The sequence below is a fragment of the Gilliamella sp. Nev6-6 genome (assembly GCF_001690605.1).
Lineage (GTDB): Bacteria > Pseudomonadota > Gammaproteobacteria > Enterobacterales > Orbaceae > Gilliamella > Gilliamella apicola_C.
In genome coordinates this window covers 1-26,269 of sequence record NZ_LZHP01000068.1, presented here as the reverse complement: position 1 = coordinate 26,269, position 26,269 = coordinate 1, and the positions used below count along the sequence as shown (strand labels likewise).

Here is a 26,269-nt window from a genome sequence, read left to right as displayed (position 1 = left end):
TCCGTTAAATATTTTTAGATAACATATATCGATGTGTGTGAATAGACATCATAATGCCAAAACTTGCCATTAATACGACTAAAGAAGAGCCACCATAACTTATTAGCGGTAATGGTACACCAACTACTGGTAAGATTCCACTGACCATACCAATATTAATAAACACATAAATAAAAAAGACTAAAATCAGCCCACCAGAAAGTATTCGACCAAAGGTGGTTTGTGCCTGAGCGGCAATAATAAGCCCTCGTACAATTAAACATAAAAAGAGAATAAGCAAAACAATAGAGCCGACAAAACCAAACTCTTCGGCAATAACGGAGAAGATAAAATCGGTATGTCGCTCAGGTAAAAATTCAAGTTGCGATTGTGTGCCTTGTAACCAGCCTTTACCCCATAGACCGCCCGATCCAATTGCTATTTTAGATTGAATGATATGATAACCTGCTCCGCTAGGATCAAGTTCGGGATTAATCAACATTAATACGCGTTTTTGCTGGTAATCATGCATTAAAAAGAACCACATAATCGGTAAAAAGACAGCGATTAAAATTAATGCAACAAGAATGTAACGCCAATTCATGCCCGCTAAAAATATAATAAAAATGCCTGACATAACAATTAATATTGCTGTACCTAAGTCAGGTTGCATCGCAACAAGTAATGCTGGCACACCAATGATAGCTAGTGTTTGTAATGTGGTTTTTAATGGCGGCGGACACCCATCTCGGTGAATAAATTTTGCTACCATTAATGGCACGGCTATTTTGGCTATTTCTGAAGGTTGAAATCGTAAAATACCTAAATCCAACCAACGCTGTGCGCCTTTACTGGTGTAACCAAAAATATCAACTAGTAATAGTATGATAATACAAACAATATATAGATACAGCGCCCATTTTTCATAAGCCCTAGGTGAAAACTGAGCTAAAATAATCATTACAGCAAAACCTAGTAATATTTGAATGACTCGTTTTTGCATCATATCGATATTTTGACCCGATGCACTCCAAAGAATATAGAGGCTATAGCCAAGTAATAGCGTAATAAATAAAAAAAATAAGGGATCGATGTGTATCTTTTGCCAAAAAGATTTTTTGCTATTATTCATCATTAATCTTCAGTTCCGTCATTGGGTGATGGCTCATCTAGCTGTGTTGAATCATTACCTAGAAGGTAAAAATCTAAGATTTTACGAGCAACAGCGCCACCGTTTGAGCTACCACCGCCACCATTTTCTAATACAATCGCTAGCGCTATTTTGGGTTTATCATAAGGGGCATAAGCAATAAATAATGCATGATCACGTAAATGCTCTGGGATCTTATGAGCATTATAGACTTCATCTTGCTTCAAACCATAAACTTGCGCAGTACCTGATTTACCTGCAGCCTGATATTTTGCATCAGCATAAATCTTACGTGCCGTTCCTCTTGATCCAAACATCACTCGGTGCATACCTTCCTTAGCAAGTGCCCAATAAGCTGGGTTAATATCACCTAAACTAGTTGTTTCAATATAATTATCTGAATTAATCTCTGGTTGCCGTTTATTAGCGTTTAAAATATCGCTCTTTTTATATAATAAAAAATGCGGTGTATAGGTTTTACCATTATTAATTAAAGTCGTTAGCGCTTTAACCATTTGCATTGGGGTTGCAGTCCAATAACCTTGACCAATACCAACAGGAATGGTATCACCTTGTAACCAAGATTTTTTATGACGCTTTATTTTCCATTCACGGCTCGGCATAACGGCACGGGTTTCTTCGTTTGGTGAAATATCAATACCGGTGCGTTTACCATAACCGAACTTAGCCATCCATAAGTTTAAGCGATCGATACCCATATCATAAGCAACTTTATAAAAGTAAGTATCAACCGATTCTTCAATGGCCTTTAATACATCAACCCGACCATGCCCCCATTTAAGCCAATCTCGATAACGTCGCTCAGTACCAGGTAATTGCCACCAACCAGGATCATCAACCACAGTTTTTGGCGTGATAACCCCTTCACTCAAAGCGGCAATAGAAATAAAAGGTTTAACGGTCGAAGCTGGTGGATAAGCGCCAAGTAACACGCGATTAAATAGAGGTTTACTAGGATCTTTGAGTAATTCGCTATATTTTACACTCGATATACCACCAACAAATAGATTGGAATCATAACTTGGACTAGAAACTAAAGCTAAAACCTCACCATTATTAGGATCCATAGCAACCACTGCCGCTTTACGCCCTGCTAATAATTGCTCTATATAAAGCTGTAATTTAAGGTTAATAGATAAATAGATGTCTTCACCAGCTTGTGGTGGATGTTTGTTTATTTGACGAACAATACGACCTCGGCTATTAACTTCAACCTTTTCATAACCTGGGGTTCCGTGTAATACGTCTTCATAATACCTTTCTATCCCCATTTTACCAATATTAAACGTAGCGACATAATCGCTGGACTTATTTTCATCATCTAAGCGCTGTTTATCTTGGCTATTAATTTTAGAAATATAGCCAAGAATATGAGTCAGTGATGCACCATAAGGGTAATAACGATGCTGTATCCCCACAATAGAAACAAATGGAAAGCGATGTTGATCCACAACAAAACGCGCTATTTGTTTTTTGGTCAAATTTTCTTTTAGCGGTACTGGGCGATGAGCTTTATAATTGCGTCGTTCTTTTTGAAACATCTCAATATCTTCATCAGTCAAGCCAACAATTTTTTTTAATTCATTGAATTGTTCATTAAGGTTTTTTGTTTTATCAGGAATGATATTAAGCTGATATGTGATGTTATTAATTGCCAAAGGTGTGCCATTACGATCATAAATCATGCCGCGGCTAGGTGGGATAGGTATAATTTCAATTCGATTATTATTGGATTTTGTACTGTAATAACTAAAATTAGCAATTTGCAAATCTGCTAAATTACCAAGCAAAATAATGACCATTAAAATAATCGTAACGAATGCAAATAGCGCCCTACGAAGAAATAAATTTGCTTCGGCAGAATGATCTCGAATTACCGTTTTTTCTTTTTTACGTGAAATAGGAATAATAAGACTCCTTTATATACTACTTTCCGTATGTTGCTGTTTAATATTCTGCTGTTGTTCTTCCCATTTTTCATAAGCATTAACAATTCTGGCAACCACTGGATGACGGACTACATCTTCACTATTGAAAAAATTAAAACTAATTTCATCAACTTGACTCAATACTTCAATAGCATGCCGTAAACCCGACTTTTGATGGCGTGGTAAATCAATTTGGGTAATATCGCCTGTTATTACCGCTTTAGAATTAAAACCTATGCGAGTTAAAAACATTTTCATTTGTTCAATGGTGGTATTTTGGCTTTCATCAAGAATAATAAAAGCATCATTAAGAGTTCGCCCACGCATATAGGCAAGTGGTGCAACTTCAATCACACTTTTTTCAATTAGTTTTTCAACTTTTTCAAATCCGAGCATTTCAAATAACGCATCATAAAGTGGACGTAAATAAGGATCGACTTTTTGACTTAAGTCGCCAGGCAAAAAACCTAATTTTTCACCAGCTTCAACCGCTGGTCTAGTCAATACAATGCGGCGGATTTGTTGCTTTTCAAGCGCATCAACTGCTGCGGCTACCGCTAAATAGGTTTTACCTGTGCCAGCAGGCCCTATCCCAAACGAGATATCATAATCTAAAACATGGGCAATATATTGTGCTTGATTTGCCGTTCTTGGTTTAATGATGCCTCGCTTAGTTTTTATCATTACCAGCTTGCCGCCTTGATGATCAATATAAGCAGGTAAATGCTCACTTGCCTTTTCTAGCGCGCCAGACTCTTTAATTGCTAGATGGATTTGTTCTGGCTCGATATCAATGATTTTATCTTTGGCTTTAGTTTGCTTATAAAGAGATTGTAAAATATCATTGGCTGCTTTGACACAAATCCGATCGCCAGTTATTGAAAATAAATTACCACGATGATTAATCTCAACACCTAGTCTACGCTCTAGCTGCTTAATATTGTCATTATAAGGGCCACAAAGGCTATTAAGTCGCTGATTATCAGCGGGGTCAAGCATAGTTTCATGTGTTATGATATTCAAATGTAAGCCCTCAAATAATTAAAACTAACTTTTAATGTGCCCTTCACATAAAGAACACTTTTCAATACCTGTTAAAAAGTCCATATTACAATGATGACATGTCACAATATTACCAGAAACAACATGATCAACAGCACGTTGGGATTGATCTTGATCAAGACCTTGTGCTTTTAGTTTATTAATTACCATTGAAATAGGTGTTCCACTTTTTAACTCTTGTTCAACATATGATGCAACTTGTTCTTCAAATGTTGGTGGCACATATTCCAGTACGTTTTCGTTGTAATCACTATTGCACTCATTACACTTTATATAACGTCCTAATGTTTCGTAACTAAAAATAGGAATAAAAAATAGCGTAAAATATTTTGCCACTTTTATTTGTGTATATTTTTGTTTTTTTTCATCGGTAGTGGTGTTTTGTTGCGAACAGCAATTTGGGCAATTAAATTGTCCACTATGTTCGTTAACTTCTCTTCCGCGAGTTCCAAATATTATAAACATATTATTTTCTTTTCCTTTAAATTCATCCGTAAGTTATTTTATTATCTTTATTATTTTATAAAAAATATGAAAAGCCACTCACATTGTGGCTTAATGATTACTACTTTAAGGTTGATAGATACCGACCCCTAGCTCGTTTTCTTTACGAGTGCGAGAAATAACTGACATTGGCGATTCACTAACTCGTAAATCCATTTCATCTTCAGTACGAACAACTCTACCACGTAGTGAATTTGGATAAACATCAGTAATTTCAACGTCAACAAACTTACCAATCATATCAGGACGACCTGCAAAATTAACAATTCGATTGTTTTCCGTTCGACCGGTTAATTCCATAAGGTCTTTTTTGGATGGACCTTCAACTAAAATACGTTGTACAGTATTTAACATACGACGGCTAAATTGCATGGCTTGTTGGTTGATTCGTTCTTGAAGAATGTAAAGGCGCTGCTTCTTCTCTTCTTCTGAAACATTATCTTCCATTTCAGCAGCGGGTGTACCTGGACGCGCTGAATAAACAAAGCTATAACTTAAATCAAAATTGACTTCGGCAATTAGCTTCATTGTTTGCTCAAAGTCTTCTTGTGTTTCACCTGGGAAACCAACAATAAAATCAGAACTAATTTGAATGTCTGGGCGCACTTTACGTAATTTTCGAATAATGGATTTATATTCAAGCGCAGTATGTGTACGTTTCATTAAATTTAATACACGATCTGAGCCACTTTGTACTGGCAAATGTAAAAAATTCACAAGCTCTGGCGTATCACGATAAACATCGATAATATCATCAGTAAATTCAATTGGATGACTAGTTGTAAAACGTATACGATCGATACCATCAATGGCTGCAACTAAGCGTAATAACTCAGCAAAGGAACAAATATCACCATCAAATGTGGGGCCACGATAAGCATTGACATTTTGACCTAATAGATTGACTTCACGCACACCTTGTTCAGCCAGTTGTGCAATTTCATAAATGACATCATCACAAGGTCGGCTAACTTCTTCACCGCGAGTATAAGGTACGACGCAATAAGTGCAATATTTATTGCACCCTTCCATAATAGAAACAAACGCAGTAGGTCCTTCGCTACGAGGCTCTGGCAAACGATCAAATTTTTCAATTTCAGGAAAGCTGACATCAACGACATGGTTACCATTACCACTTCGAATCTGTTCAATCATTTCAGGTAAACGGTGAAAAGTTTGAGGCCCAAAAATAATATCGACAAAAGGGGCGCGTTTACGAATATGTGCACCTTCTTGCGAGGCAACACAACCACCAACACCAATAATGATATTTGGATTATGTTGTTTAAGATTTTTCCAACGACCTAATTGATGAAAAACCTTTTCCTGAGCTTTTTCTCGAATAGAGCAGGTATTTAGTAATAAAATATCCGCTTCTTCGGCATTGTCTGTTAATGTTAAACCATGGGTAGATTCAAGGAGATCAGCCATTTTTGTTGAGTCATACTCATTCATTTGGCAGCCCCAAGTTTTGATATGTAATTTTTTGCTCATCAATAACTCAGCTATATTTAATTGTTAAAATGAAAACGGGTTTAAATCCGTGATTTTAGCGAGCCATATTGTAATCTTTTGTGAATGTAGGGTCTATAATAAAATAAGCATAGCAACCCAAAATAAAGCATTATATAAGCTTTTATAAAATGATTTGAAAATACAGTAAAAAATTTTCAATTAATATAGATGATTATAAAAAAAAACTGTTAATTGAATAATTGCATTTAATGGCGTTTTAAGATCCATACCAACTTTTTATAACAATAAAATCTAACATTGATCTTAGAAAAGGAAAAAATAATATCGCTATAACATAAAAAATGGATAGGTTATTTTATAAAAAAATCAGATAAAGATAAGAATCATTCTTTTTAATATCTTTATATTTTATGTTATTATTCGCGATTAACTCATATAGAAAATAAAGTGTTTAGATTAAATATGTCAGAAACATTCAGTCCTACAAAGCGCCTATTAGTTAAAGGTATTCTTGCGACTTGTTTATTATCTGTCACTCGTGTAGGCTTTGCTGCTTCAATGGCACAAATTGTTGCTGTGCGAGTTTGGCCTTCATCTACTTATACTAGGATCACTTTAGAATCCAATATTAGTTTAAAATACAAGCATTTTTTATTGAGTAACCCCGAAAGAATCGCAATTGATATCAGTGATGTCAATTTAAATACAACATTAAAAAATATATCTTCAAAAGTTTTAAAAAACGATCCTTATATTAAATCGATACGTGTTGTTCAACGTGACCCAAAAACGGTTAGAATACTGATCGAATTAAAACAAGGCGTCCAACCAAATACTTTTACTTTATCGCCAATTGCGAAATTTAAGCATCGTTTGGTGATGGATCTTTATCCATCTAAACCCGCTTCAACTTCCGATGCTGATCCTTTACTTGCTCTGTTAGAAGAGTATAAATCTGGAAATCTTAATAAAAAACAATCTGAAATAAAAACACCGGCTAATAAAAAGAAAAACGCGCCAATTGTTGTTATGTTAGATCCAGGGCATGGCGGTGAAGATCCCGGTGCTATAGGCTATAATAAAACCCGTGAAAAAGACATTGTTTTACAAATTGCACGTCGCACTTACAATTTGCTAAAAAAAGAGCCCAACATAAAAGTTTATATGACGCGTAATGAAGATGTGTTTATACCTTTAAAAGTACGAGTAGCTAAAGCACGATCTTTGCATGCAGATCTTTTTATTTCTATCCATGCTGATGCATTTGCTAATCGTTCAGTTGGTGGATCTTCCGTTTTTGCATTATCAACACGTGGGGCAAGTAGTTCTGCAGCAAGCTATCTGGCACAAACCCAAAATGAAGCCGACCAAATTGGGGGAGTAAGTCGTAGTGGCGATAAATATTTGGACAATACCATTTTAGATTTAGTGCAAAAAACAACTTTAAATAATGGGGTTTTACTGGGTAATGCTATTTTAAGCCAAATGAAGAAGATTAATAAGCTGCATAAACCTTCTCTTGAAAAAGCAGGATTTGCGGTACTAAAAGCACCAGATATCCCGTCTGTTTTAGTAGAAACTGCTTTTATTAGTAATACTACCGAAGAAAAGAAATTAAGAACAGCAGCTTTTCAAAATCAAGTATCTAAGGCAATTGTTGATGGTATAAAAGCCTACCTAAAAAAACGTAAAAATTAACCTAGTAAAGATGTTTAAAATTATGTAGACACTTTAGTATAAAGCTACTTAATAATAACTAAACATCTTTCAGCATTTAATTCAGGTATAGTTAATTTAATATTTTGTTTAAGCGTAAAACCATTAGGAATGGAATCAATATCACTTCCCTTTAATGCATAAAAAAGCCCTTGCTCATTAGGAAGGTGTTTACACCAACTTAGCATATCTTGCAAAGAGGCAAATGCACGACTGATAACCCCATCAAATTTTTTTGCAGTGTACTCTTCAATACGACTTTGCACAGGATTTATGTTTGTTAATTTTAATTCAAACTGTACCTGCTTTAAAAAGCGAATACGCTTGCCTAAGCTATCAACTAAATCAAATTGTTTTTCAGGATTAATAATCGCTAAGGGAACACCTGGTAAACCAGGACCTGTTCCTACATCAATAAAGCTTTTACCTGTTAAATAAGGTGATACAATTAAGCTATCGATAATATGCTTTACTAACATATCATTAGGATCGCGGATCGCCGTTAAGTTATAAGCCTTGTTCCATTTGTTGAGCATTTCAACATAATGGATCAATTGATCTATTTGTGATTCAGTGATCAAAAGATCCGTTTGATCAATAAGATTAATAAGTTTCTTTTTTAACATAATTCTTCTTTTTTAAATAAACCAACAACATTGAAATAGCAGCTGGCGTAATACCAGAAATACGCGACGCTTGCCCAATAGAAACAGGCTTGTGTTGTTTTAATTTAGCCACAACTTCATTCGATAATCCAGATATTTCGGCATAATCAATATGTTCAGGAATAAGTGTTTGTTCATTGCGTTTTTGACGTTCAATTTCTTCAATTTGCAATTTAATATAACCGTCATATTTAACTTGAATTTCAACCTGTTCTGCAGCTTGTGTATCTGATAATCCAGGTGAAAATAAAGAAAGCTTTTTCAATGTGTTATAACTCATTTCTGGTCGCTTAAGTAACTCTTCACCATTAGCTTCTTTGGTTAAATTAGCGCTTAAAACAGCATTGACTTCATCAATCGTTTCAATATGAGGATGTACCCAAATATCGCGTAAACGCGCTCTCTCTTGCTCGATTGCTTCAAATTTTTCGTTAAAGCGCTGCCAACGATAATCATCAACCATCCCTAGCTTACGGCCTATTTCTGTTAAACGAATATCAGCATTATCTTCACGTAACATTAAACGATATTCAGCACGCGAGGTAAACATGCGATAAGGTTCGTTAGTACCAAGTGTACAAAGATCGTCAACTAACACACCTAAATAAGCTTGATCGCGACTTGGATACCATTGATCTTGATCAAAAACAAAACGCGCTGCATTTAAGCCAGCAAGCATACCTTGTGCAGCAGCTTCTTCATAGCCTGTTGTACCATTGATCTGTCCCGCTAAAAATAGCCCTTTGATCACTTTGCTTTCCAGTGTTGGCTTAAGATCCCTTGGATCAAAATAATCATATTCGATCGCATAACCAGGTCTTACAATGTTGGCATTTTCTAATCCTTTCATGCTACGTACAAATGCGAGTTGTACATCAAACGGTAAGCTTGTTGAGATCCCATTTGGATAGATTTCATTACTGTCTAATCCTTCAGGCTCTAAATAGATCTGATGCGAATTTCGATCAGCAAAGCGCATTATTTTATCTTCAATTGATGGGCAATATCTAGGTCCTACACCTTCAATTACCCCGGTATACATAGGACTACGATCTAAGCTGTTTCGAATGATCTCGTGGGTTGTTTCGTTAGTACTTGTTATATAACAAGGGATCTGTTTAGGATGCTCACTTGCATTACCTAAAAATGAAAATACGGGTACAGGATCATCACCATATTGGGTGCCTAGTTTTGAAAAATCAATTGTTCTCGCATCAATTCGTGGTGGCGTACCTGTTTTTAGTCGTCCCATTCTAAAAGGATATTGGTGTAATGATTTTGATAAACCTATTGATGCCGGATCCCCTGTGCGACCACCACTATAATTATCAAGTCCTATATGAATTTTTCCATCTAAAAAAGTACCTGTTGTTAAAACAACAGCTTTAGCTTTAAATGAAATGCCCATTTGTGTTTTGACACCTGTTATTTGATCGTTTTCAATGATCACGTCTTCAACAGATTGTTGAAAGAGCATTAAATTTTCTTGATTTTCAAGAGTAGTGCGGATCACTTTACGGTACAGTGATCTGTCTGCTTGTGCTCTCGTTGCTCTCACAGCAGGTCCTTTACTACTGTTTAAGATCCTGAATTGGATCCCTGCATGATCAATAGCATGTGCCATTAGACCACCCATAGCATCAATTTCTTTTACCAAATGGCCTTTACCTATACCGCCAATAGCAGGATTACAGGACATTTGTCCTAATGTATTGATATTATGGGTTAAAAGCAGTGTTTTTCGTCCCATTCTCGCTGATGCCATTGCGGCTTCTGTTCCTGCATGACCACCACCAACCACGATGACATCAAAAAGATCTGGATAAAACATAAAAAAGCCTCGTATTTATTTGTGTATAGATGATCGCTAATTTAGATCCTGTGATCTAGTTATTTAGCGTAGGGAATTTTACTCATCTTTTCGATTACGTCAAATGATCTATTTTGATCGCGATCTAAATTAAATAAGATCTTTAAGATGATCTTTTATTTTTATTACTATTAAAGAGGATCCTTTTTGTTGATAACTTATTTTTATAGATATTTTATAAGATCTTATTTGTGATCCAATTCTGTGAATTGATCGGATCTTTTTTTTGTGTATACTTGTTGATAACTACTAAATTTATCCACAGATGTTTTTTTGATTTAAGTTATTAATGCGATTATAACAGCTTGTGATCCTAATTTATCACAGAGTTATCCACAAAAAAATAAGTTCGTTTGCTTGAATTTTATACTTGTACCGATGATCTATTTTAAAATATCTAATAGGATCAGTTGAAAAGATCAATGTGCGATCAAGGCATATTAGTATAAAACTTTTCTATAACATTTAATCTAAAATAATCGCTCACATATGGTGGTATCACCTACTGAGCCTGTTTTACCTTATTGGAAAAAGGAATTGCTAGTGCAATTTATCTTGGTTGAATAGACGATTGTCCTTTTCTATTAGGTGGTAAGGTAGCTGTGATTGCAAAAGATCTTTATGAACTTTATGCGTTAAGCCTGATGATCGAATTATTAGCACTTGCACTCATTGCTGTCGAGGAAAATTATTATTAAAAAATAAATTTAGTATAGCCATTTTTTTGTGGGTAAGATGGTTAAACTATTTTATAATAAGCAAATTATATTTATATAAATAGAGAGGATTTGATTTAGCCTTAGTTTATCTATTAAAAAGTAGATTAGCCTGTTTTTGTGCAATTAAAGTACACATTAAATAATTTAAGGGGCAGGATATTTTTCTTTTCTACAAAAGTGATTGATTTTTGTAAAAGCAAATTTATACTTAACATAATTGTATTTTTATTATGAGGTTATTTTATTACTCTTTCGCAGTTGCCTTTACCTTTTTCGTTACCCAATAATGAAACTTTTGATAGTTTTTATGTAGGCGATAATCGATTATTGTCTGATTCATTGCAATCCTTATTAGGTAAAGAGGGGTTTAATATCTTTTATATATGGTCGGTTAGCGCTGCGGGTCGGACGCACCTTTTACACGCATCAAGCCAAAACAAATTAGCTAGTTATATCCCGTTGAAGCAATATTATCATTTAGTACCTGAAATTTTACAGGGGTTAGATAATTATGATTTAGTCTGTTTAGATGATATTGATGCAATAGCTGGCCATCGAGATTGGGAAGAGGCTATTTTTGATTTATTTAATCGTTTGACTGAAAAAAATGTGAGTAAATTACTGATAACGGCAAGTGCACCTCCTAAACAAATTTCTTTTATATTACCTGATTTAGTTTCTCGGTTATCTTGGGGACAAGTTTATCAATTAAAAGAACTTAGTGATGATGATAAGCTTAAAGCTTTACAATTAAGAGCACAATTAAGTGGTTTTGAATTATCTACAGAAGTTGGGTTATTTTTATTAAAACGTGTTAACCGTGATATGCGCACATTATTTTCTTTGTTAGAAAAGTTTGAAGTTGCAACGCTTGCACAACAACGGAAATTAACTATTCCTTTTATTAAACATATTTTGGATTTGTAATATGAATGAAAAACCTGAAGCTATCGTTTTTTTTGATTTAGATGGCACACTATTTAATAGTCAGATTGATATATTACCTAGTTCTATTGAAGCTATAAAAAAATTAAAACAAAATAATATTACTCCAATGATAGCTACAGGCCGAACACCTTGTGAAGTTATTAATTTAATGAAAAGAACTCAGATTGATTCCATTGTTGGTATGAATGGGCAGGTTGTTTTATATAAAGGTGAAAAAGTTTTTACAAATGATATTGATAAAGAGGTGATAGCAAGAATATATCAATATTCTAAACAAAAAATGAATATTCCTTTATCCTTTTATAATGATGAATTGATGCGTGTATCAGCCCATAGTCAACCGGCTGAGAAGTTTTATCATTACCTTAAGCAACCCGTCCCTCCCGTTGATGATCAGATTTATTTAAAAGAACCTATCCAGATGTTGTTATTATTGTGTGAGGAAGGTGAATTGCATTATCGTGATGTTTTTCCTGAGCTAACTTTTATTCGTAATACGCCTTACTGTGTTGATGTTTTTAATCATGGAGGATCTAAAGGTTATGGTATTACTCAGTTGCTTCAAACTAAGGGATTTTCTGATGTACCAACTTATGCATTTGGTGATGGTATGAATGATTTTGAAATGTTCTTAACTGTTGATCACCCTATTGCTATGGGGAATGCTGTTGATACGTTAAAAGATAAAGCTGAATATATAACAGATACTAACAATAATGATGGGATAGCAAAAGCATTACAAAAATTTGGATTGATTTAATTAACTTTCATCTATTTTTTAGTTTATTGATAAATAACCCCCAAACAAACCGCTTGGTTTGCGCCAGTTACTTCAGGAATATTGGAGGGAAGATTATTTATTTTACAATAAGCAAGCCAAGCAAAAGCGATTGCTTCCATATCATCACCGTTTATGCCTTTTGTGTCTGTGGTTAATACTGACCATAAAGGTAATAATGCCGATAATCTTTGCATGATAAGCGGGTTTTTCGCTCCCCCACCGCAAACTAAAAGTTCACAAGGTAACGTGCTTTGTATCTTTAATTTATTAATTTCATTGGCAATGGATAAAGCGGTAAATTCAACCAGTGTTGCTTGAATATCTTGTGCTTTTAAATGTGTTCCTGCTAATTTTTTATGTAGCCACGGTAAGTTAAACAGCTCCCGTCCGGTACTTTTGGGAGCGGGCATTTGAAAATAGTCTTCTTTATATAAAAGGTTTAATAAGTCTTGGTTTATTTTACCTGTTTTTGCCCATAATCCATTTTTATCATAGTTTTTTCCTAAATGCTGCTTTATCCAACCGTCAAGTAACACATTACCTGGGCCTGTGTCATATCCAATAACTGTATGATTAGGAATTAGTACTGAAATATTACTTATTCCGCCTATATTTAATATTACGCGATTTATATGTTTATTTTGCAATATAGCTTTATGGAAAGCTGGAACGAGTGGTGCGCCTTGCCCACCATAAGCCATATCTTTACGGCGAAAATCAGCAATAGTCGTAATGCCTGTTTTTGCGGCAATAATATTGGCATCGCCAATTTGTAGGGTAAATGGATTGTTACTGTTTGGTGCATGATAAATTGTTTGTCCATGACAGCCAATGGCTTTAATTTGTTTTTTATCTATCTTATTATTTTCTAAAAAGTTATTTATACTATTGGCAAAAAGTTTACCAAGCTTGTGATCTATTTCACCTAAATTTTGTAATGAGGTTTGCTTGGTTTCACACAATGTTAGTAAATGCTGTTTTAAATTGCTGGGTATTGGATAGCATGCACTTGCTATTGATTTAACTTTTTTTTCGGTAATATTCACTAAAGCTATATCAATTCCATCCATGCTGGTACCGGACATCACACCTATATATAAATTTTGCATAACGTTATCCTTGCCGAAAAATTTGACCTGTTTTAATGTCTTTTATTTGTGATGGCTGTGAACGGTGACCTGTTTCACCATCTAAAATAGGGAAATCTGGACCAAACTGTTTGGCAACTTCGATAGCTGTTTTACAAGGAGGATGAGCAGAAATGTTAGCACTAGTTGAAACTATTGGTTTGCCATAAAGATCACAAAGTTTACAAACGACAGGATGATTTGTGACCCGTATAGCAATAGAATCGAATTTACCAGTCAAAAAATATGGTGTATTTTTATTTTTAGGGAAAACCCAAGTAATGGGCTCAGACCAATTAGTAAGGGCTAACTTTTTTTGTTCGTTGGTGATAGTTGATTCATCTATATAAGGTATGAGTTGTTGGTAATGGCTGGCAATTAGAATCAACCCCTTATCTATTGATCGCTGTTTTAGTTGTAATAGTTTTAATACCGCTGATTCGCAATTGGGATCACAGCCTAGACCAAAAACAGCTTCAGTTGGGTAAGCAATCACTTCACCATTTTTTAAACAATTATTGATTTGCGATAGCGTTAATAAATTAGCCATTAAATTTAAATACAATCAGATTACAGTTAATATTTATATTAAACCTCAGTTTTAGGTTTGGCAAATGGGTATTATTTAGTTTTTAAACACCGCTAATGGTAAGCTTAATGTGCTGTTGTTATTCCCAATTTATCTGTGGAAAATAGCTAGCAGTTAGTTCAACAACTTGTTGCATATTGATAATTTTAAGCCTTGAATCGATAATATCATTTAGCCCACGAGCTTGAATATCGCTGTTGATGATATAACAATGCGTCGTTTTACTGATAATATCATTTAATAATGGGTTGTTTTTGATAGCTAGAACAACCCCATTTTGCCAAAATAATATGGCATCTTGAGCGGATATTTGTTGTGGATCTAGAGCTAATGGATTTGCTGTTGAAATAGTATGTAACATTATTTTTCACTTTTTACAATGAAACGTAGGTTTTCCTGTAAGTTTTTTACAAAATCTAGGTTATCTTGTTTAGTACATCTTTAATGGTTATTAGTATATAATAAGAGATCATTATTGAGCAAAGAATTCATCATGAAACCGATTATTTTAACCAATGAGCACCAAACGATTTTGTTTGGTAGCAAACTTGCCAAACAGTGTTTAAACTATTTGTCTAAGCATGATGATACAATTGTTATCCATTTAATTGGCGATCTTGGCGCAGGAAAAACAACTTTTAGTCGCGGTTTTTTACAACAATTAGGCCATAAAGGTAACGTAAAAAGCCCAACTTATACATTAGTAGAACCCTATCATTTTGATAATTTTTCAGTTTATCATTTTGATTTGTATCGGCTTTGTGACCCTGAAGAATTAGAGTTTATGGGCATTCGTGAATATTTTGTTTCTCGATCGATTTGTTTAATTGAGTGGCCTGAGCGAGCAGGCGGTATCTTGCCTAATGTTGATCTCGAAATTCATTTAGCTTATTTAGCGCTTGAACGCACTGCTTGTGTACAAGCAAAAAGCGAAAAAGGCCAAGTGATTCTTAATTTATCACAATAAAAATAAACAATTAAAAGACAATGAAAAAATTACTTATTTTTTTTATGTTAGTACTGCTTTGTAGCTCTGCTTATGCAACCAAAGTTGTGATTGCTGTTGACGCGGGGCATGGCGGTAAAGATTCGGGCGCAATAGGACAAAATAAGTTATATGAAAAAACAGTTACGCTTTCAATTGCTAAAAAACTGACCAACTTATTAAATAAAGATACTAATTTTAAAGGTGTACTGACTCGTGACAGTGATAATTTTATTTCTGTCTCGCAACGTTCAGAAATTGCTCGTAAAAATAAAGCTAATTTATTAGTTTCAGTTCATGCTGATGCTGCGCCAAATAGGAATGCAACGGGGGCTTCAATTTGGGTATTGTCAACTCAGCGTGCAGATACAGAGCTGGGGCGTTGGCTTGAAAAAGGTGAAAAACAGTCTCAATTACTAGGTGGTGCTGGTGATGCGCTTAGTGATGATCATGATCCTCATTTAAGTCAAGCAGTATTAGATCTACAGTTTTCTTATTCTCAACAAGTGGGATATCAGTTAGCAATGCAAGTCTTAAAAGCGATGAAAGGAACAATACCATTGCATAAATCTGTTCCAGAACATGCAAGTTTAGGTGTATTACGTTCGCCAGATATTCCATCAATTTTAGTTGAAGTTGGCTTTATCTCTAACGAGGATGAAGAAAGACTACTAAGTAATAATGCCCACCAAGAGAAAATCGCTAACGCTATTTATCAAGGTATCAAAAATTATATTAAACAAAATCCAAAATTTGGAGAACAGCATTAATGGCAATTCATATTTTATCGCCGCAATTAGCTAACCAAATTGCTGCAGGTGAAGTAGTAGAACGTCCAGCGTCAGTTATTAAGGAGTTAGTTGAAAATAGTCTTGATGCGGGTAGTACTCAAATTGATATTGACCTTGAGCAAGGTGGCTGTAAATTAATCCGTATTCGTGATAATGGTTGTGGCATTGCTAAAGATGAATTAGCGCTGGCGCTTGCTCGTCATGCGACAAGTAAAATCAGTAAATTAGATGATTTAGATGCTATTATTAGTCTTGGATTTCGTGGGGAAGCGCTTGCAAGTATAAGCTCGGTGGCTCGATTAACATTAACTTCACGTACTGTTGAACAATCCGAAGCATGGCAAGTTTATGCAGAGGGGCGTGATATGAAACCGATCATTAAACCTGCTGCCCATCCTGTAGGATCGACTGTCGAAGTACTTGATCTGTTTTATAATACACCGGCAAGACGTCGTTTTTTAAAAACAGAAAAAACTGAGTTTATGCATATCGAAGAGTTTGTTCGGCGTATTGCACTTGCACGACCTGATGTTACCTTTAATTTACAACATAATGGTAAATTGGTTAAGCAGTATCGTTCATCCACCCTTGAAAAAAGAGTCGAATTGGTGTGCGGGCGTGCATTTATGCAAAAAGCTGTCAAATTAGATTGGCAGCATGATGATTTACTCATTCAAGGTTGGGTCACCAGTAGTGAAAGTAGTGATTTGCAGTATTTTTATGTTAATGGGCGAGTCATCAAAGATAAATTACTTAATCATGCACTGCGTCAGGCTTACATCAGTCGTACTAATGAACAACAAAGCTATGTGGTGTTTTTACAGATAGATCCAAAACAAGTTGATGTTAATGTTCATCCAGCTAAGCATGAAGTGCGTTTTCATGAAGCAAGGCTTGTTCATGATTTTGTTTATCAAGCTATTGTAATGGCGCTTGGGTCAAATTTAACCGAAGTGGAAGAAAAAGTAACAATACCTCCTAATAGGCAAGCAGCTGGTGATAATATCTTTAACCAACAAACAGCACCAAAAATTTATCAAGCAAGTAGCCAGTTATCGAAAAAACCAAGCAATTATGCAAAAGAAAATGCGTTGTATGGTCAGTTGGTGAATGTTGATCTTGCTCAAGATGTGGAAAAATCGGAGCCGAAAAAAACGCTTTTATCGACAGAAGAACATGAAGTAACTGAGCCACAAAAAGCGGTTATCGAAGCTTTATTTCCTAAGCGAAATATACCATTACAATCATTACAACAACAGCTTGATAACTCATCATTAGTACAATTTGGTCGGGTGTTAACTGTTATTCAGCCGGATATAGCATTGCTTGAAAAGTTTGAAGATAATCAACAAAAACTCATGTTAATGAAATTGCCAATTGCGCAGCAAAAAGTTGTTGCAATTAAATTATTATCGCAAGACTCTGAGAAATTGCTTATTCCATTAACAATTTTAATTAATCATAAAGAGCAACAAATTGTATCTACTTATCAACCTCAGTTAAATTTTTTAGGTTTTGAGTTTTATATTGATAAAGCTAAATTGTATTTACAAAACGTGCCTAAAATGTTGCGAGCAATGAACTGGCAACAAATTTTACCTGCTTTAATTAGTTTTATCTCATCATCTGAAAAGGAAGTATTCAATCCAACTCAAATTGCTGCTTGGTTAGCTAACCAGTACTGTGATAGTTGTACTGAGGTTTGGGGAGGATCTAAGGTAATTCAATTATTAGCACAGTTAGAGCAGATAGATATTAATTTGTTACAACAAGAATCATTTTTATATCCAATAGATATGCAATCTCTAACTCAATCAATTTTATTATGAATAAACCAAAAATTATTTCGTTAATGGGACCAACGGCATCGGGTAAAACCGCATTTGCTATGGCGCTTTATGATCGTTATCCAATTGATATTATTAGTGTCGATTCTGCACTTATTTATCGTGGCATGAACATTGGAACAGCAAAACCAACTCAAGAAGAGCAACAAAAATACCCGCATAAACTAATTGATATTTGTGATCCAGCAGAGAGCTACTCAGCAGCAAATTTTAGGCATGATGCCATTGTTGAAATTGAAAAAACCTTAAAAGAAGGTCGGATTCCATTGTTAGTTGGTGGAACAATGCTTTACTTTAAGGCTTTGATTGAAGGCCTTTCACCGCTTCCTGCTGCCAATTATGAAATTCGTGAACAAATAGAAGAAAAAGCCAATAAATTAGGTTGGCAAGCGATCCACGAAGAACTTAAGAAAATCGATCCAATTTCAGCTGAAAGAATTCATCCTAACGATCCACAGCGCCTTAATCGTGCTTTAGAAGTCTATTTAATCTCGGGTAAGAGTCTAACGGAACTGACAAAAGAAAGCGGTGAAGCATTACCTTATGATATTATGCAGTTTGCTATTATGCCGCAAGATCGGGCACAGTTACATGAGCGTATTGAGCAGCGTTTTTTACAGATGTTAGATCAAGGATTTGAGAATGAAGTAAAAGCGCTTATGCAACGATCTGATTTGCATTTAAATTTGCCCGCTATTCGTTGTGTCGGCTATCGGCAGATGTGGGAATATTTAAATGGTGATATAAGTTATGATGAAATGATATTTAAAGGTATTTGTGCTACACGACAATTAGCGAAAAGACAAATCACTTGGCTTCGTGGTTGGAAGCAACCTATTACATGGTTAAATAATGATAATATGGATTCAATTTTCCAAAAAATATTATGATTAGTAATCTTCATAGTGGTTTATAGTATATAATTGTAACATAGATAAATTTATGCAAAAAAATTATCTATTTTTTGTGTTTTTTTTATATTTTTGGTTTAAATTTATTAAAAATTTAGTTATTTGTGCATAAATTTTATATGATTGGTTCAAGAGAAGTGCTTTTTATGTTATTTTGGTAGATACTAGATGTATCTGAAATAGTATGTAAAAATACATTGATTATTTATAAGTGTATTTATTTTATCTTCATATAATTACTTTTTAAAGGATAAACTTATGTCAAAAGGGCAGTCATTACAAGATCCTTATTTAAATTTGCTTCGTCGAGAGCATATTCCTGTATCAATCTATTTAGTTAATGGTATTAAGCTACAAGGGCAAATTGAATCATTCGATCAGTTTGTTATTTTGCTAAAAAATACTGTAAGCCAAATGGTATATAAACATGCCATTTCGACGGTCGTACCTTCTAGACCTATTTCTGGACTCGTATCTCAGCCTGAAGAGGGAAGTGAAAGCTGATATTTCAGTGGAGATTCTGATTGTTTGAGCGATATAAAGGCGGTGAGACTGCCTTATTAGTCCATGTATTTTTCCCTCAAGAAAGCAATATTGAGGATCTTAAAGAGTTTGAAGTATTAGTTTCTTCTGCTCGAATAGAGATTCTCGATATTGTGACGACCTCAAGAAAATCGCCGCAAGCCAAATATTTCATTGGTGAAGGTAAAGCACAAGAAATAGCTGAAAAAGTTAAACAACTCGATGCTTCTGTTATTTTAGTCAATCATACTTTAACTCCTTCTCAAGAACGTAACTTAGAACAACTATGTAAATGCCGCGTTGTGGATAGAACAGGATTAATTCTTGATATTTTTGCCCAACGAGCTAGAACGCATGAAGGTAAATTGCAAGTTGAGCTAGCTCAGTTACAACATCTTTCGACACGATTAGTGCGAGGTTGGACTCATCTAGAACGGCAAAAAGGTGGTATTGGCTTACGTGGTCCTGGTGAAACTCAATTAGAAACTGATAGACGATTGATTCGCCATCGTATTCAATTAATTTTATCAAGGTTGGCTAAAGTTGAAAAACAGCGAAATCAAAATCGTCAGTCAAGAAATAAAGCTGATCTATCAACAATATCTTTAGTTGGTTACACAAATGCCGGAAAATCGACACTATTTAATGCCTTAACAAAGGCTGATGTATATGCTGCTAATCAGTTATTTGCTACACTCGATCCAACGCTGCGACGAATCGTTGTTGATGATGTTGGTGAAGTTGTTTTAGCGGATACGGTCGGTTTTATTCGTCACTTGCCACATGATCTTATTGCGGCTTTTAAAGCAACACTACTTGAAACTCAAGAAGCCACTTTATTATTACATGTTGTTGACGCAGCGGATCCTAATTTATTGGATAATATGCATGCTGTTGATGAAGTCTTGCTTGAAATTGATGCTCACGAAATACCAACATTACTCGTTATGAACAAAATCGATTTAATTGAGGGTAAACAACCAGGTATTGATCGAGATGAAAATGGTATGCCAATTCGAGTTTGGGTTTCTGCACAAAATGGTTTAGGATTAGATCAATTATTTATTGCTTTGAAAGAAAGATTAGCTAAGCAAATTCAAGTTTGCCATTTAAGCTTGCCAGCTTGCTTAGCAAAACTAAGGAGCCGTTTATATCAGTTAAATGCGGTTGAACATGAACTTATTAATGAGGATGGTAGTTTTCATTTAGATGTGAGAATTCCCTCTATTGAATGGAATCGCCTCTGTAAACAAGAACCAGATCTGTTATACTTAATCAATAAGCAAAATAATAACTAATTGTTAAATGGAGCATATAATATATGGCGTGGAATCAGCCCGGAAATAACGGACAAGATAATGATCCATGGGGAGGCAATAACAAAAAAACACCCAATAATTCATTAGGTGATTTATTTGATAAAATTAAAGACCTCTTAAAGAAAAGTAATTCAGGTAACCATAATAACGGTTCATCAGGCATTAAATTACCGATGGATGCGTCGAAAATTGTTGGTGCTATAATAATTGTTCTTGCTCTTATTTGGGGAGGGAATGGGTTTTACACTATTAATCAAAGCGAACGTGGTGTTATTACCCGATTTGGTCAAGTTCAGCCCGAAATTATTCAACCTGGATTAAATTGGAGTCCACCATTAATTGACAAAGTGTATAAAGTTGATACACAAGGTACGCACAATTTTAATGTAAATGGGTTTATGATAACAACAGATCAAAATTTGGTCTTTGTTGAGATGAATGTACAATATCGTATCAACGATCCTATAAAATATTTATTTAAAGTCACTAATGTTAAAGACAGTCTACAACAAGCTGCAGATAGTGCTTTACGCACAGAAGTAGGCAGCTCAAGTATGGATGATATTTTAACTGATGGGCGTTCCGCATTAGAAACTCGCACTAAAGATGAGTTGGTTAATGTGATTAATCATTATGATATGGGAATTAGTATAGTGGATCTTAATTTCCAATCAGCTCGTCCTCCTGAAGCTGTACAAGAAGCTTTTAACGATGCAATGAATGCTCAAGAAGATAAAAAGCGTGAAATAAATAAAGCGGTTGCTGAAAAAGTTAAGCAAGTTCAACAAGCAGAAGGTCGTTCTGCAAGAATTCTAGCAGATGCAAATGCTTATAAAGTTAAAGTAGAACTTGAAGCTGCTGGTGATGTCGCTCGTTTTGAAAAAATCTTACCACAATATAAGGCTGCACCAGAAATTACTAAAGAACGCTTATATATTGAAACTATGGAAAGAGTATTGGCTAAAACGAAAAAAATTTTGGTTAATGATAAAAGCGGAAATTTAATGATATTACCTCTAGAGCAACTATTGAAAGATACAAATGAAAAGCATTCTGAACCAACGGTGTTATTAAATGAAAATAGTGAATATAATTCTAATATGGTGCTCTCTTCTGAAACAATAAAACATCAACCTCAGACGACACAAGAATTATCAAAAGAGGTTAATAGTAATACAAATAATACCATTAGCACCAGCAATAGTACGCGAACTGCGCGATTTATGGGAAGATAAGGAGAAAGTATGCGCAAGTTATTGATTCCTATAATATTTATTTTAATTGGTGTGTTTTTTTCTAGTGCTTATGTTATTGAAGAAGGAACTAGGGGTATAGTTTTACGATTTAATAAAATTATAAGATTATCAGATCCTGGATTACATTTTAAAATCCCTGGGATGGATAATGTAAAAGTTGTTGATTCTAAAATTCAAACAACAAATAGTTCTGATAATGTTGGTAAGGAACAAAAGTTTATAACACGTGAAAATAAAGATTTAGTTATTGATTATTTTGTACAATGGAAGATTGTTGATTTTAATCGGTACTATGAAACTATTGCGGGCGGTAATAGTGTTGAAAACCTATTGCTTGCTCGGTTAAATGGCCGTTTAAGAGCCGAAGTGGGTAAATTAGATATCGTTGATATTATTAATGACACCAATAATAACTCTCGCAATTCTATTATGACACGTGTAAAAGATGCTTTAAATGGCACAGCACAAGAAGCGGTCAAAAGTGAATCTATTGAAGAGACTATTAGCGAGGTTGAAAAAGATTCTGAAAATAATAAAACTAGTATGAGATCTTTTGGTGTTGAAGTCATTGATGTCCGTATAAAGAAAGTTAATTTTCCTCAGGAAATATCTAATTCAATTTATGAAAAAATGAAAGCAGCTCGGAAAGTTGTCGCACAAAACCAACGTTTCCAAGGGGTTAAAAAGGCTGATGAAATACGAGCAGAGACTACACTAGAAGTTACAAAGATTTTATCTGAAGCTGAACGCCAATCTCGATCTATTCGTGGTGAAGGTGATGCAAATGCAGCTAAACTTTATGCTGATGCTTTTGGTAAAGATATGGAGTTTTTTAGTTTTATTCGTAGTTTAAAAGCTTACGAACAAAGCTTTACAGGTCATGATATTTTGGTCATTAATCCTGATAGTCAATTTTTTCAATATATGAAATTAAAATCTAATAAATAACAGAATGAGATAAATAATCTATGAGTAATAATGTTGTTGTGCTAGGTACACAATGGGGTGATGAAGGCAAAGGTAAAGTTGTTGATTTACTCACAGAAAAAGCAAAATATGTTGTTCGTTATCAAGGTGGGCATAATGCTGGTCATACATTAGTGATTAATGGTGAAAAAACAGTATTACATTTAATTCCATCAGGAATTTTACGCAATGATGTGATAAGTATTATTGCAAATGGTGTAGTACTTTGCCCTGATGCTTTAATGAAAGAAATGAAAGAGCTAGAAAATAGCGGTATTCCTGTTAAAGACAGGCTCCTTATTTCTGAATCATGTCCTTTAATTTTACCTTACCATATTGCGTTAGACCAAGCTCGGGAAAAAGCCCGTGGTAGCAAAGCAATTGGAACAACAGGGCGTGGTATTGGCCCTGCTTACGAAGACAAAGTAGCTCGGCGCGGGCTTCGAGTTGGTGATTTACGTGATCGCCAAGCTTTCGCTGAAAAATTACAAGAAGTTATGGAGTATCATAATTTTCAATTAGTTAATTACTACAAAGCAGAAGCAGTCGATTATCAAAAAGTTCTAAATGATACATTGGCAATAGCAGATATTTTAGTTTCTATGATTGCTGATATTCCCTCTCTTTTAGAAGATGCACGCAAAAAAGGTGAGAGAATTATGTTTGAAGGTGCACAAGGTACATTACTTGATATCGATCATGGTACTTATCCTTTTGTTACCTCTTCTAATACCACCGCTGGTGGCGTAGCAACGGGATCTGGTTTTGGCCCACGTTACGTTGGCTATGTATTAGGTATTGTTAAAGCTTATTCTACACGAGTTGGTGCTGGTCCATTCCCAACGGAATTATTTGATGAAACAGGAGAGTACCTTTGTAAGCAAGGTAATGAATTTGGGGCAACAACAGGCCGTCGTCGTCGTACAGGATGGCTTGATGCAGTTGCTGTTCGCAAAGCGGTACAACTTAATTCTGTATCTGGATTTTGTTTAACTAAACTCGACGTGCTAGATGGGCTTAAAGAGGTTAAGATCTGCATTGGTTATCAATTACCAAATGGAGATGTGATAAAAAATGCTCCAGCGTCTGCTGAAGAGTGGGGCTTAGTTAAGCCTGTGTATGAGTCAATGCCAGGCTGGAGTGAATCAACTTTTGGTGTTAAAAGTTATGATGCTTTACCACAAGCAGCGAAAGCCTATATAAAACGGATTGAAGAACTAACCGAAACACCAATTGATATTATTTCAACAGGGCCAGATCGAAGTGAAACTATGATTTTACGAGATCCATATTCAGTATAATTTTAAATTGAGAAAAATCGGGATAATTATCCCGATTTTTATTTTAAGCTTATTAATTAAAATACAGTGATATAAATCTATAAGAGAATATTATGGCAAAAATAGGAACACCATTATCATTAAGTGCAACAAAGGTATTACTTTGTGGTGCAGGTGAATTAGCCAAAGAGGTTGTCATTGAATTGCAGCGTTTTGGGTGTGAAGTTATTGCTGTTGATCGTTATGCTAATGCGCCAGCTATGCAAGTTGCACATCGTTCTCATATTATTAATATGCTAGACGGTGATGAGCTTAGAAAAATTATTGAGATAGAAAAACCTAATTATATTGTTCCTGAAATAGAAGCAATAGCCACCGATACTTTATTAGAATTAGAAAAAGAAGGATTTGTAGTTATTCCTACAGCTAAAGCGACGCAATTAACCATGAACCGTGAAGGTATACGTCGTTTAGCCGCAGAAGAACTCAAATTGCCAACTTCACCATATCGTTTTGCATTAAATGAAGCCGAGTATAAGCTTGCAGTTAAAGAAATAGGTTTCCCTTGTTTAGTTAAACCTGTAATGAGTTCTTCGGGAAAAGGGCAATCTTTAGTAAGAAGTGAAGCTGATATTGAATCTTCATGGAAATATGCACAAGAAGGTGGCCGTGCAGGTAGGGGTAAAGTTATTATTGAAGGTTTTGTTGATTTTGATTATGAAATTACGCTATTAACTGTTAGGCATATTAACGGGGTTTTATATTGTGAACCTATTGGCCACCGTCAAGAAAAAGGCGACTATCGAGAATCTTGGCAACCGCAGCAGATGTCAGCTAATGCATTATGTTTAGCTAAAAATATCGCTATGAAGATAACCGAAGCTTTGGGGGGATATGGGGTATTTGGTGTAGAGCTGTTTGTTAAAGGCGATCAGGTTTGGTTTAGTGAAGTATCACCAAGACCACATGATACAGGTATGGTTACATTAATATCACAAAACATCTCAGAGTTTGCATTGCATGCTAGAGCTATTTTAGGATTACCAATACCTTTAATTGAGCAATATGGTCCAAGTGCATCAGCGGTATTGTTAGCAAATGGTAACTCTGATCACATTACTTTTTCTAATTTGGACAAAGTATTAAATGTTCCAGGTACTGATTTACGCTTATTTGGTAAATCTGAAGTTAACGGAATAAGACGAATGGGAGTTGCTTTAGCTAAAGCAGCAACAGTAGAAGAAGCAATTAAAAAAGCGGTTAATGCAATTAATCAGCTAAAAATAACCTTCTAACCTTGTATTTTGACTAAAAAATATTCATTTGAAATGAAAAGAAAGAATTTTATGAAATAGGGGGTTGACGTGGGCAAGTGAAATGCGTAACATACTCAACCCTTGAGACAGCGAAGTAAATTAACGAAAAGTTAGTTGATTTAAAAAGGCTGTCAGCTCTTTAAAAAGAAGAAACAGACAATCTGTGTGGGCACTTGCGAGACGAAGAATGAAAAGTCTATGGACTTAAAAATTAAGTCTTGATAAGTGACACTGAAGATTCATTTGAATATGTCAGAGACAGTTATTGAGCATCAAACTTTAAATTGAAGAGTTTGATCATGGCTCAGATTGAACGCTGGCGGCAGGCTTAACACATGCAAGTCGAACGGTAACATGAGTGCTTGCACTTGATGACGAGTGGCGGACGGGTGAGTAAAGTATGGGGATCTGCCGAATGGAGGGGGACAACAGTTGGAAACGACTGCTAATACCGCATAAAGTTGAGAGACCAAAGCATGGGACCTTTGGGCCATGCGCCATTTGATGAACCCATATGGGATTAGCTAGTAGGTGGGGTAAA

General features: G+C 35.0%; 22 protein-coding genes, 1 rRNA gene and 1 pseudogene. 14 read left to right on the top strand and 10 right to left on the bottom strand.

Annotated features, from left to right (window positions below; all coding sequences use genetic code 11):
* Positions 1-4: 4 nt before the first annotated feature.
* From mrdB to miaB, 5 genes are all read right to left on the bottom strand, one after another.
* Positions 5-1,111: a peptidoglycan glycosyltransferase MrdB gene (gene mrdB, locus A9G42_RS08120; protein WP_081302107.1), complete on the bottom strand. Its 1,107-nt coding sequence runs from the start codon at positions 1,109-1,111 to the stop codon at positions 5-7.
* A gap of 2 nt (positions 1,112-1,113) precedes the next feature.
* The gene (mrdA, locus tag A9G42_RS08115; protein ID WP_065653148.1) at positions 1,114-3,051 is read right to left on the bottom strand and encodes a penicillin-binding protein 2; all 1,938 of its coding nucleotides are present in this window, start codon (positions 3,049-3,051) and stop codon (positions 1,114-1,116) included.
* Between the two features lie 18 nt (positions 3,052-3,069).
* A complete protein-coding gene (locus A9G42_RS08110) occupies positions 3,070-4,101 on the bottom strand; it encodes a PhoH family protein (protein ID WP_065567304.1) in 1,032 nt (343 codons plus the stop codon).
* Between the two features lie 24 nt (positions 4,102-4,125).
* On the bottom strand, positions 4,126-4,605 hold the full coding sequence (locus A9G42_RS08105; RefSeq protein WP_065653147.1) for a zinc-ribbon domain-containing protein: 480 nt from the start codon (positions 4,603-4,605) through the stop codon (positions 4,126-4,128).
* Between the two features lie 105 nt (positions 4,606-4,710).
* Positions 4,711-6,138: a tRNA (N6-isopentenyl adenosine(37)-C2)-methylthiotransferase MiaB gene (gene miaB, locus A9G42_RS08100; protein ID WP_065581559.1), complete on the bottom strand. Its 1,428-nt coding sequence runs from the start codon at positions 6,136-6,138 to the stop codon at positions 4,711-4,713.
* A 444-nt stretch (positions 6,139-6,582) separates the two neighbouring features.
* Here miaB and A9G42_RS08095 point away from each other — a divergent pair, with 444 nt between their 5' ends.
* A complete protein-coding gene (locus tag A9G42_RS08095) occupies positions 6,583-7,818 on the top strand; it encodes an N-acetylmuramoyl-L-alanine amidase (protein ID WP_065580051.1) in 1,236 nt (411 codons plus the stop codon).
* Positions 7,819-7,862: 44 nt separating this feature from the next.
* Here the strand turns inward: A9G42_RS08095 and rsmG are convergent, their stop codons facing one another.
* Positions 7,863-8,462: a 16S rRNA (guanine(527)-N(7))-methyltransferase RsmG gene (rsmG, locus tag A9G42_RS08090; RefSeq protein ID WP_065653146.1), complete on the bottom strand. Its 600-nt coding sequence runs from the start codon at positions 8,460-8,462 to the stop codon at positions 7,863-7,865.
* A complete protein-coding gene (gene mnmG, locus A9G42_RS08085; protein WP_065588120.1) occupies positions 8,440-10,332 on the bottom strand; it encodes a tRNA uridine-5-carboxymethylaminomethyl(34) synthesis enzyme MnmG in 1,893 nt (630 codons plus the stop codon). The genes rsmG and mnmG overlap by 23 nt, the downstream gene beginning before the upstream one ends.
* Positions 10,333-11,333: 1,001 nt before the next feature.
* Between mnmG and hda the strand changes: the two genes are divergently transcribed.
* Both hda and A9G42_RS08075 read left to right on the top strand, forming a co-directional pair.
* Complete coding sequence (gene hda / locus A9G42_RS08080) at positions 11,334-12,017, top strand: DnaA inactivator Hda (RefSeq protein ID WP_065580053.1); 684 nt, start codon at positions 11,334-11,336, stop codon at positions 12,015-12,017.
* A 1-nt stretch (position 12,018) separates the two neighbouring features.
* A complete protein-coding gene (locus A9G42_RS08075) occupies positions 12,019-12,798 on the top strand; it encodes a Cof-type HAD-IIB family hydrolase (RefSeq protein WP_065567297.1) in 780 nt (259 codons plus the stop codon).
* A gap of 23 nt (positions 12,799-12,821) precedes the next feature.
* Here the strand turns inward: A9G42_RS08075 and A9G42_RS08070 are convergent, their stop codons facing one another.
* The 3 genes from A9G42_RS08070 to tusB all read right to left on the bottom strand — a co-directional run bounded on the left by A9G42_RS08070 (position 12,822) and on the right by tusB (position 14,896).
* Complete coding sequence (locus A9G42_RS08070) at positions 12,822-13,928, bottom strand: anhydro-N-acetylmuramic acid kinase (RefSeq protein WP_065653145.1); 1,107 nt, start codon at positions 13,926-13,928, stop codon at positions 12,822-12,824.
* Positions 13,929-13,932: 4 nt separating this feature from the next.
* Positions 13,933-14,496, bottom strand: coding sequence for a Sua5/YciO/YrdC/YwlC family protein (locus tag A9G42_RS08065; RefSeq protein ID WP_065581564.1), 564 nt, complete (start codon positions 14,494-14,496; stop codon positions 13,933-13,935).
* 118 nt (positions 14,497-14,614) lie between these two features.
* A complete protein-coding gene (gene tusB / locus A9G42_RS08060; protein WP_065581565.1) occupies positions 14,615-14,896 on the bottom strand; it encodes a sulfurtransferase complex subunit TusB in 282 nt (93 codons plus the stop codon).
* Between the two features lie 132 nt (positions 14,897-15,028).
* On the opposite strand from tusB, the gene tsaE reads away from it, so the two are divergent.
* The 11 genes and pseudogenes from tsaE to A9G42_RS08005 all read left to right on the top strand — a co-directional run.
* A complete protein-coding gene (gene tsaE / locus A9G42_RS08055; RefSeq protein WP_065581566.1) occupies positions 15,029-15,502 on the top strand; it encodes a tRNA (adenosine(37)-N6)-threonylcarbamoyltransferase complex ATPase subunit type 1 TsaE in 474 nt (157 codons plus the stop codon).
* Between the two features lie 62 nt (positions 15,503-15,564).
* Positions 15,565-16,269: pseudogene (locus A9G42_RS08050) on the top strand (N-acetylmuramoyl-L-alanine amidase); the annotation flags it as partial.
* A gap of 20 nt (positions 16,270-16,289) precedes the next feature.
* Positions 16,290-18,140, top strand: coding sequence for a DNA mismatch repair endonuclease MutL (gene mutL, locus A9G42_RS08045; protein WP_065653143.1), 1,851 nt, complete (start codon positions 16,290-16,292; stop codon positions 18,138-18,140).
* On the top strand, positions 18,137-19,048 hold the full coding sequence (miaA, locus tag A9G42_RS08040) for a tRNA (adenosine(37)-N6)-dimethylallyltransferase MiaA (protein WP_065653142.1): 912 nt from the start codon (positions 18,137-18,139) through the stop codon (positions 19,046-19,048). Before mutL ends, miaA begins: the two co-directional genes overlap by 4 nt.
* Before the next feature lie 279 nt (positions 19,049-19,327).
* Positions 19,328-19,573: an RNA chaperone Hfq gene (gene hfq, locus A9G42_RS08035; protein ID WP_065567290.1), complete on the top strand. Its 246-nt coding sequence runs from the start codon at positions 19,328-19,330 to the stop codon at positions 19,571-19,573.
* A 20-nt stretch (positions 19,574-19,593) separates the two neighbouring features.
* Positions 19,594-20,889, top strand: a complete 1,296-nt coding sequence (hflX, locus tag A9G42_RS08030; RefSeq protein WP_065653141.1) for a ribosome rescue GTPase HflX — start codon at positions 19,594-19,596, stop codon at positions 20,887-20,889.
* Positions 20,890-20,912: 23 nt separating this feature from the next.
* The gene (gene hflK / locus A9G42_RS08025) at positions 20,913-22,145 is read left to right on the top strand and encodes an FtsH protease activity modulator HflK (RefSeq protein WP_065653140.1); all 1,233 of its coding nucleotides are present in this window, start codon (positions 20,913-20,915) and stop codon (positions 22,143-22,145) included.
* 9 nt (positions 22,146-22,154) lie between these two features.
* Positions 22,155-23,114 carry a protease modulator HflC gene (hflC, locus tag A9G42_RS08020; protein WP_065653139.1) on the top strand — a complete coding sequence of 320 codons (960 nt, stop codon included), beginning with the start codon at positions 22,155-22,157 and terminating at the stop codon, positions 23,112-23,114.
* Positions 23,115-23,134: 20 nt separating this feature from the next.
* Positions 23,135-24,433: an adenylosuccinate synthase gene (locus A9G42_RS08015; RefSeq protein WP_065581573.1), complete on the top strand. Its 1,299-nt coding sequence runs from the start codon at positions 23,135-23,137 to the stop codon at positions 24,431-24,433.
* A 92-nt stretch (positions 24,434-24,525) separates the two neighbouring features.
* Positions 24,526-25,707 (top strand): formate-dependent phosphoribosylglycinamide formyltransferase, encoded by a 1,182-nt coding sequence (purT, locus tag A9G42_RS08010; RefSeq protein ID WP_065581574.1) that lies wholly within the window; start codon positions 24,526-24,528, stop codon positions 25,705-25,707.
* 302 nt (positions 25,708-26,009) lie between these two features.
* A 16S ribosomal RNA gene (locus tag A9G42_RS08005) occupies positions 26,010-26,269 on the top strand; the annotation flags it as partial.

Bases quoted from the DNA above. Each gene is read 5' to 3' on its own strand.
- mrdB (WP_081302107.1), bottom strand. From the start codon at position 1,111: ATGAATAATAGCAAAAAATCTTTTTGGCAAAAGATACACATCGATCCC.
- A9G42_RS08105 (WP_065653147.1), bottom strand. From the start codon at position 4,605: ATGTTTATAATATTTGGAACTCGCGGAAGAGAAGTTAACGAACATAGT.
- miaB (WP_065581559.1), bottom strand. From the start codon at position 6,138: ATGAGCAAAAAATTACATATCAAAACTTGGGGCTGCCAAATGAATGAG.
- A9G42_RS08095 (WP_065580051.1), top strand. From the start codon at position 6,583: ATGTCAGAAACATTCAGTCCTACAAAGCGCCTATTAGTTAAAGGTATT.
- rsmG (WP_065653146.1), bottom strand. From the start codon at position 8,462: ATGTTAAAAAAGAAACTTATTAATCTTATTGATCAAACGGATCTTTTG.
- mnmG (WP_065588120.1), bottom strand. From the start codon at position 10,332: ATGTTTTATCCAGATCTTTTTGATGTCATCGTGGTTGGTGGTGGTCAT.
- A9G42_RS08075 (WP_065567297.1), top strand. From the start codon at position 12,019: ATGAATGAAAAACCTGAAGCTATCGTTTTTTTTGATTTAGATGGCACA.
- A9G42_RS08070 (WP_065653145.1), bottom strand. From the start codon at position 13,928: ATGCAAAATTTATATATAGGTGTGATGTCCGGTACCAGCATGGATGGA.
- A9G42_RS08065 (WP_065581564.1), bottom strand. From the start codon at position 14,496: ATGGCTAATTTATTAACGCTATCGCAAATCAATAATTGTTTAAAAAAT.
- tusB (WP_065581565.1), bottom strand. From the start codon at position 14,896: ATGTTACATACTATTTCAACAGCAAATCCATTAGCTCTAGATCCACAA.
- tsaE (WP_065581566.1), top strand. From the start codon at position 15,029: ATGAAACCGATTATTTTAACCAATGAGCACCAAACGATTTTGTTTGGT.
- mutL (WP_065653143.1), top strand. From the start codon at position 16,290: ATGGCAATTCATATTTTATCGCCGCAATTAGCTAACCAAATTGCTGCA.
- miaA (WP_065653142.1), top strand. From the start codon at position 18,137: ATGAATAAACCAAAAATTATTTCGTTAATGGGACCAACGGCATCGGGT.
- hfq (WP_065567290.1), top strand. From the start codon at position 19,328: ATGTCAAAAGGGCAGTCATTACAAGATCCTTATTTAAATTTGCTTCGT.
- hflK (WP_065653140.1), top strand. From the start codon at position 20,913: ATGGCGTGGAATCAGCCCGGAAATAACGGACAAGATAATGATCCATGG.
- hflC (WP_065653139.1), top strand. From the start codon at position 22,155: ATGCGCAAGTTATTGATTCCTATAATATTTATTTTAATTGGTGTGTTT.
- A9G42_RS08015 (WP_065581573.1), top strand. From the start codon at position 23,135: ATGAGTAATAATGTTGTTGTGCTAGGTACACAATGGGGTGATGAAGGC.
- purT (WP_065581574.1), top strand. From the start codon at position 24,526: ATGGCAAAAATAGGAACACCATTATCATTAAGTGCAACAAAGGTATTA.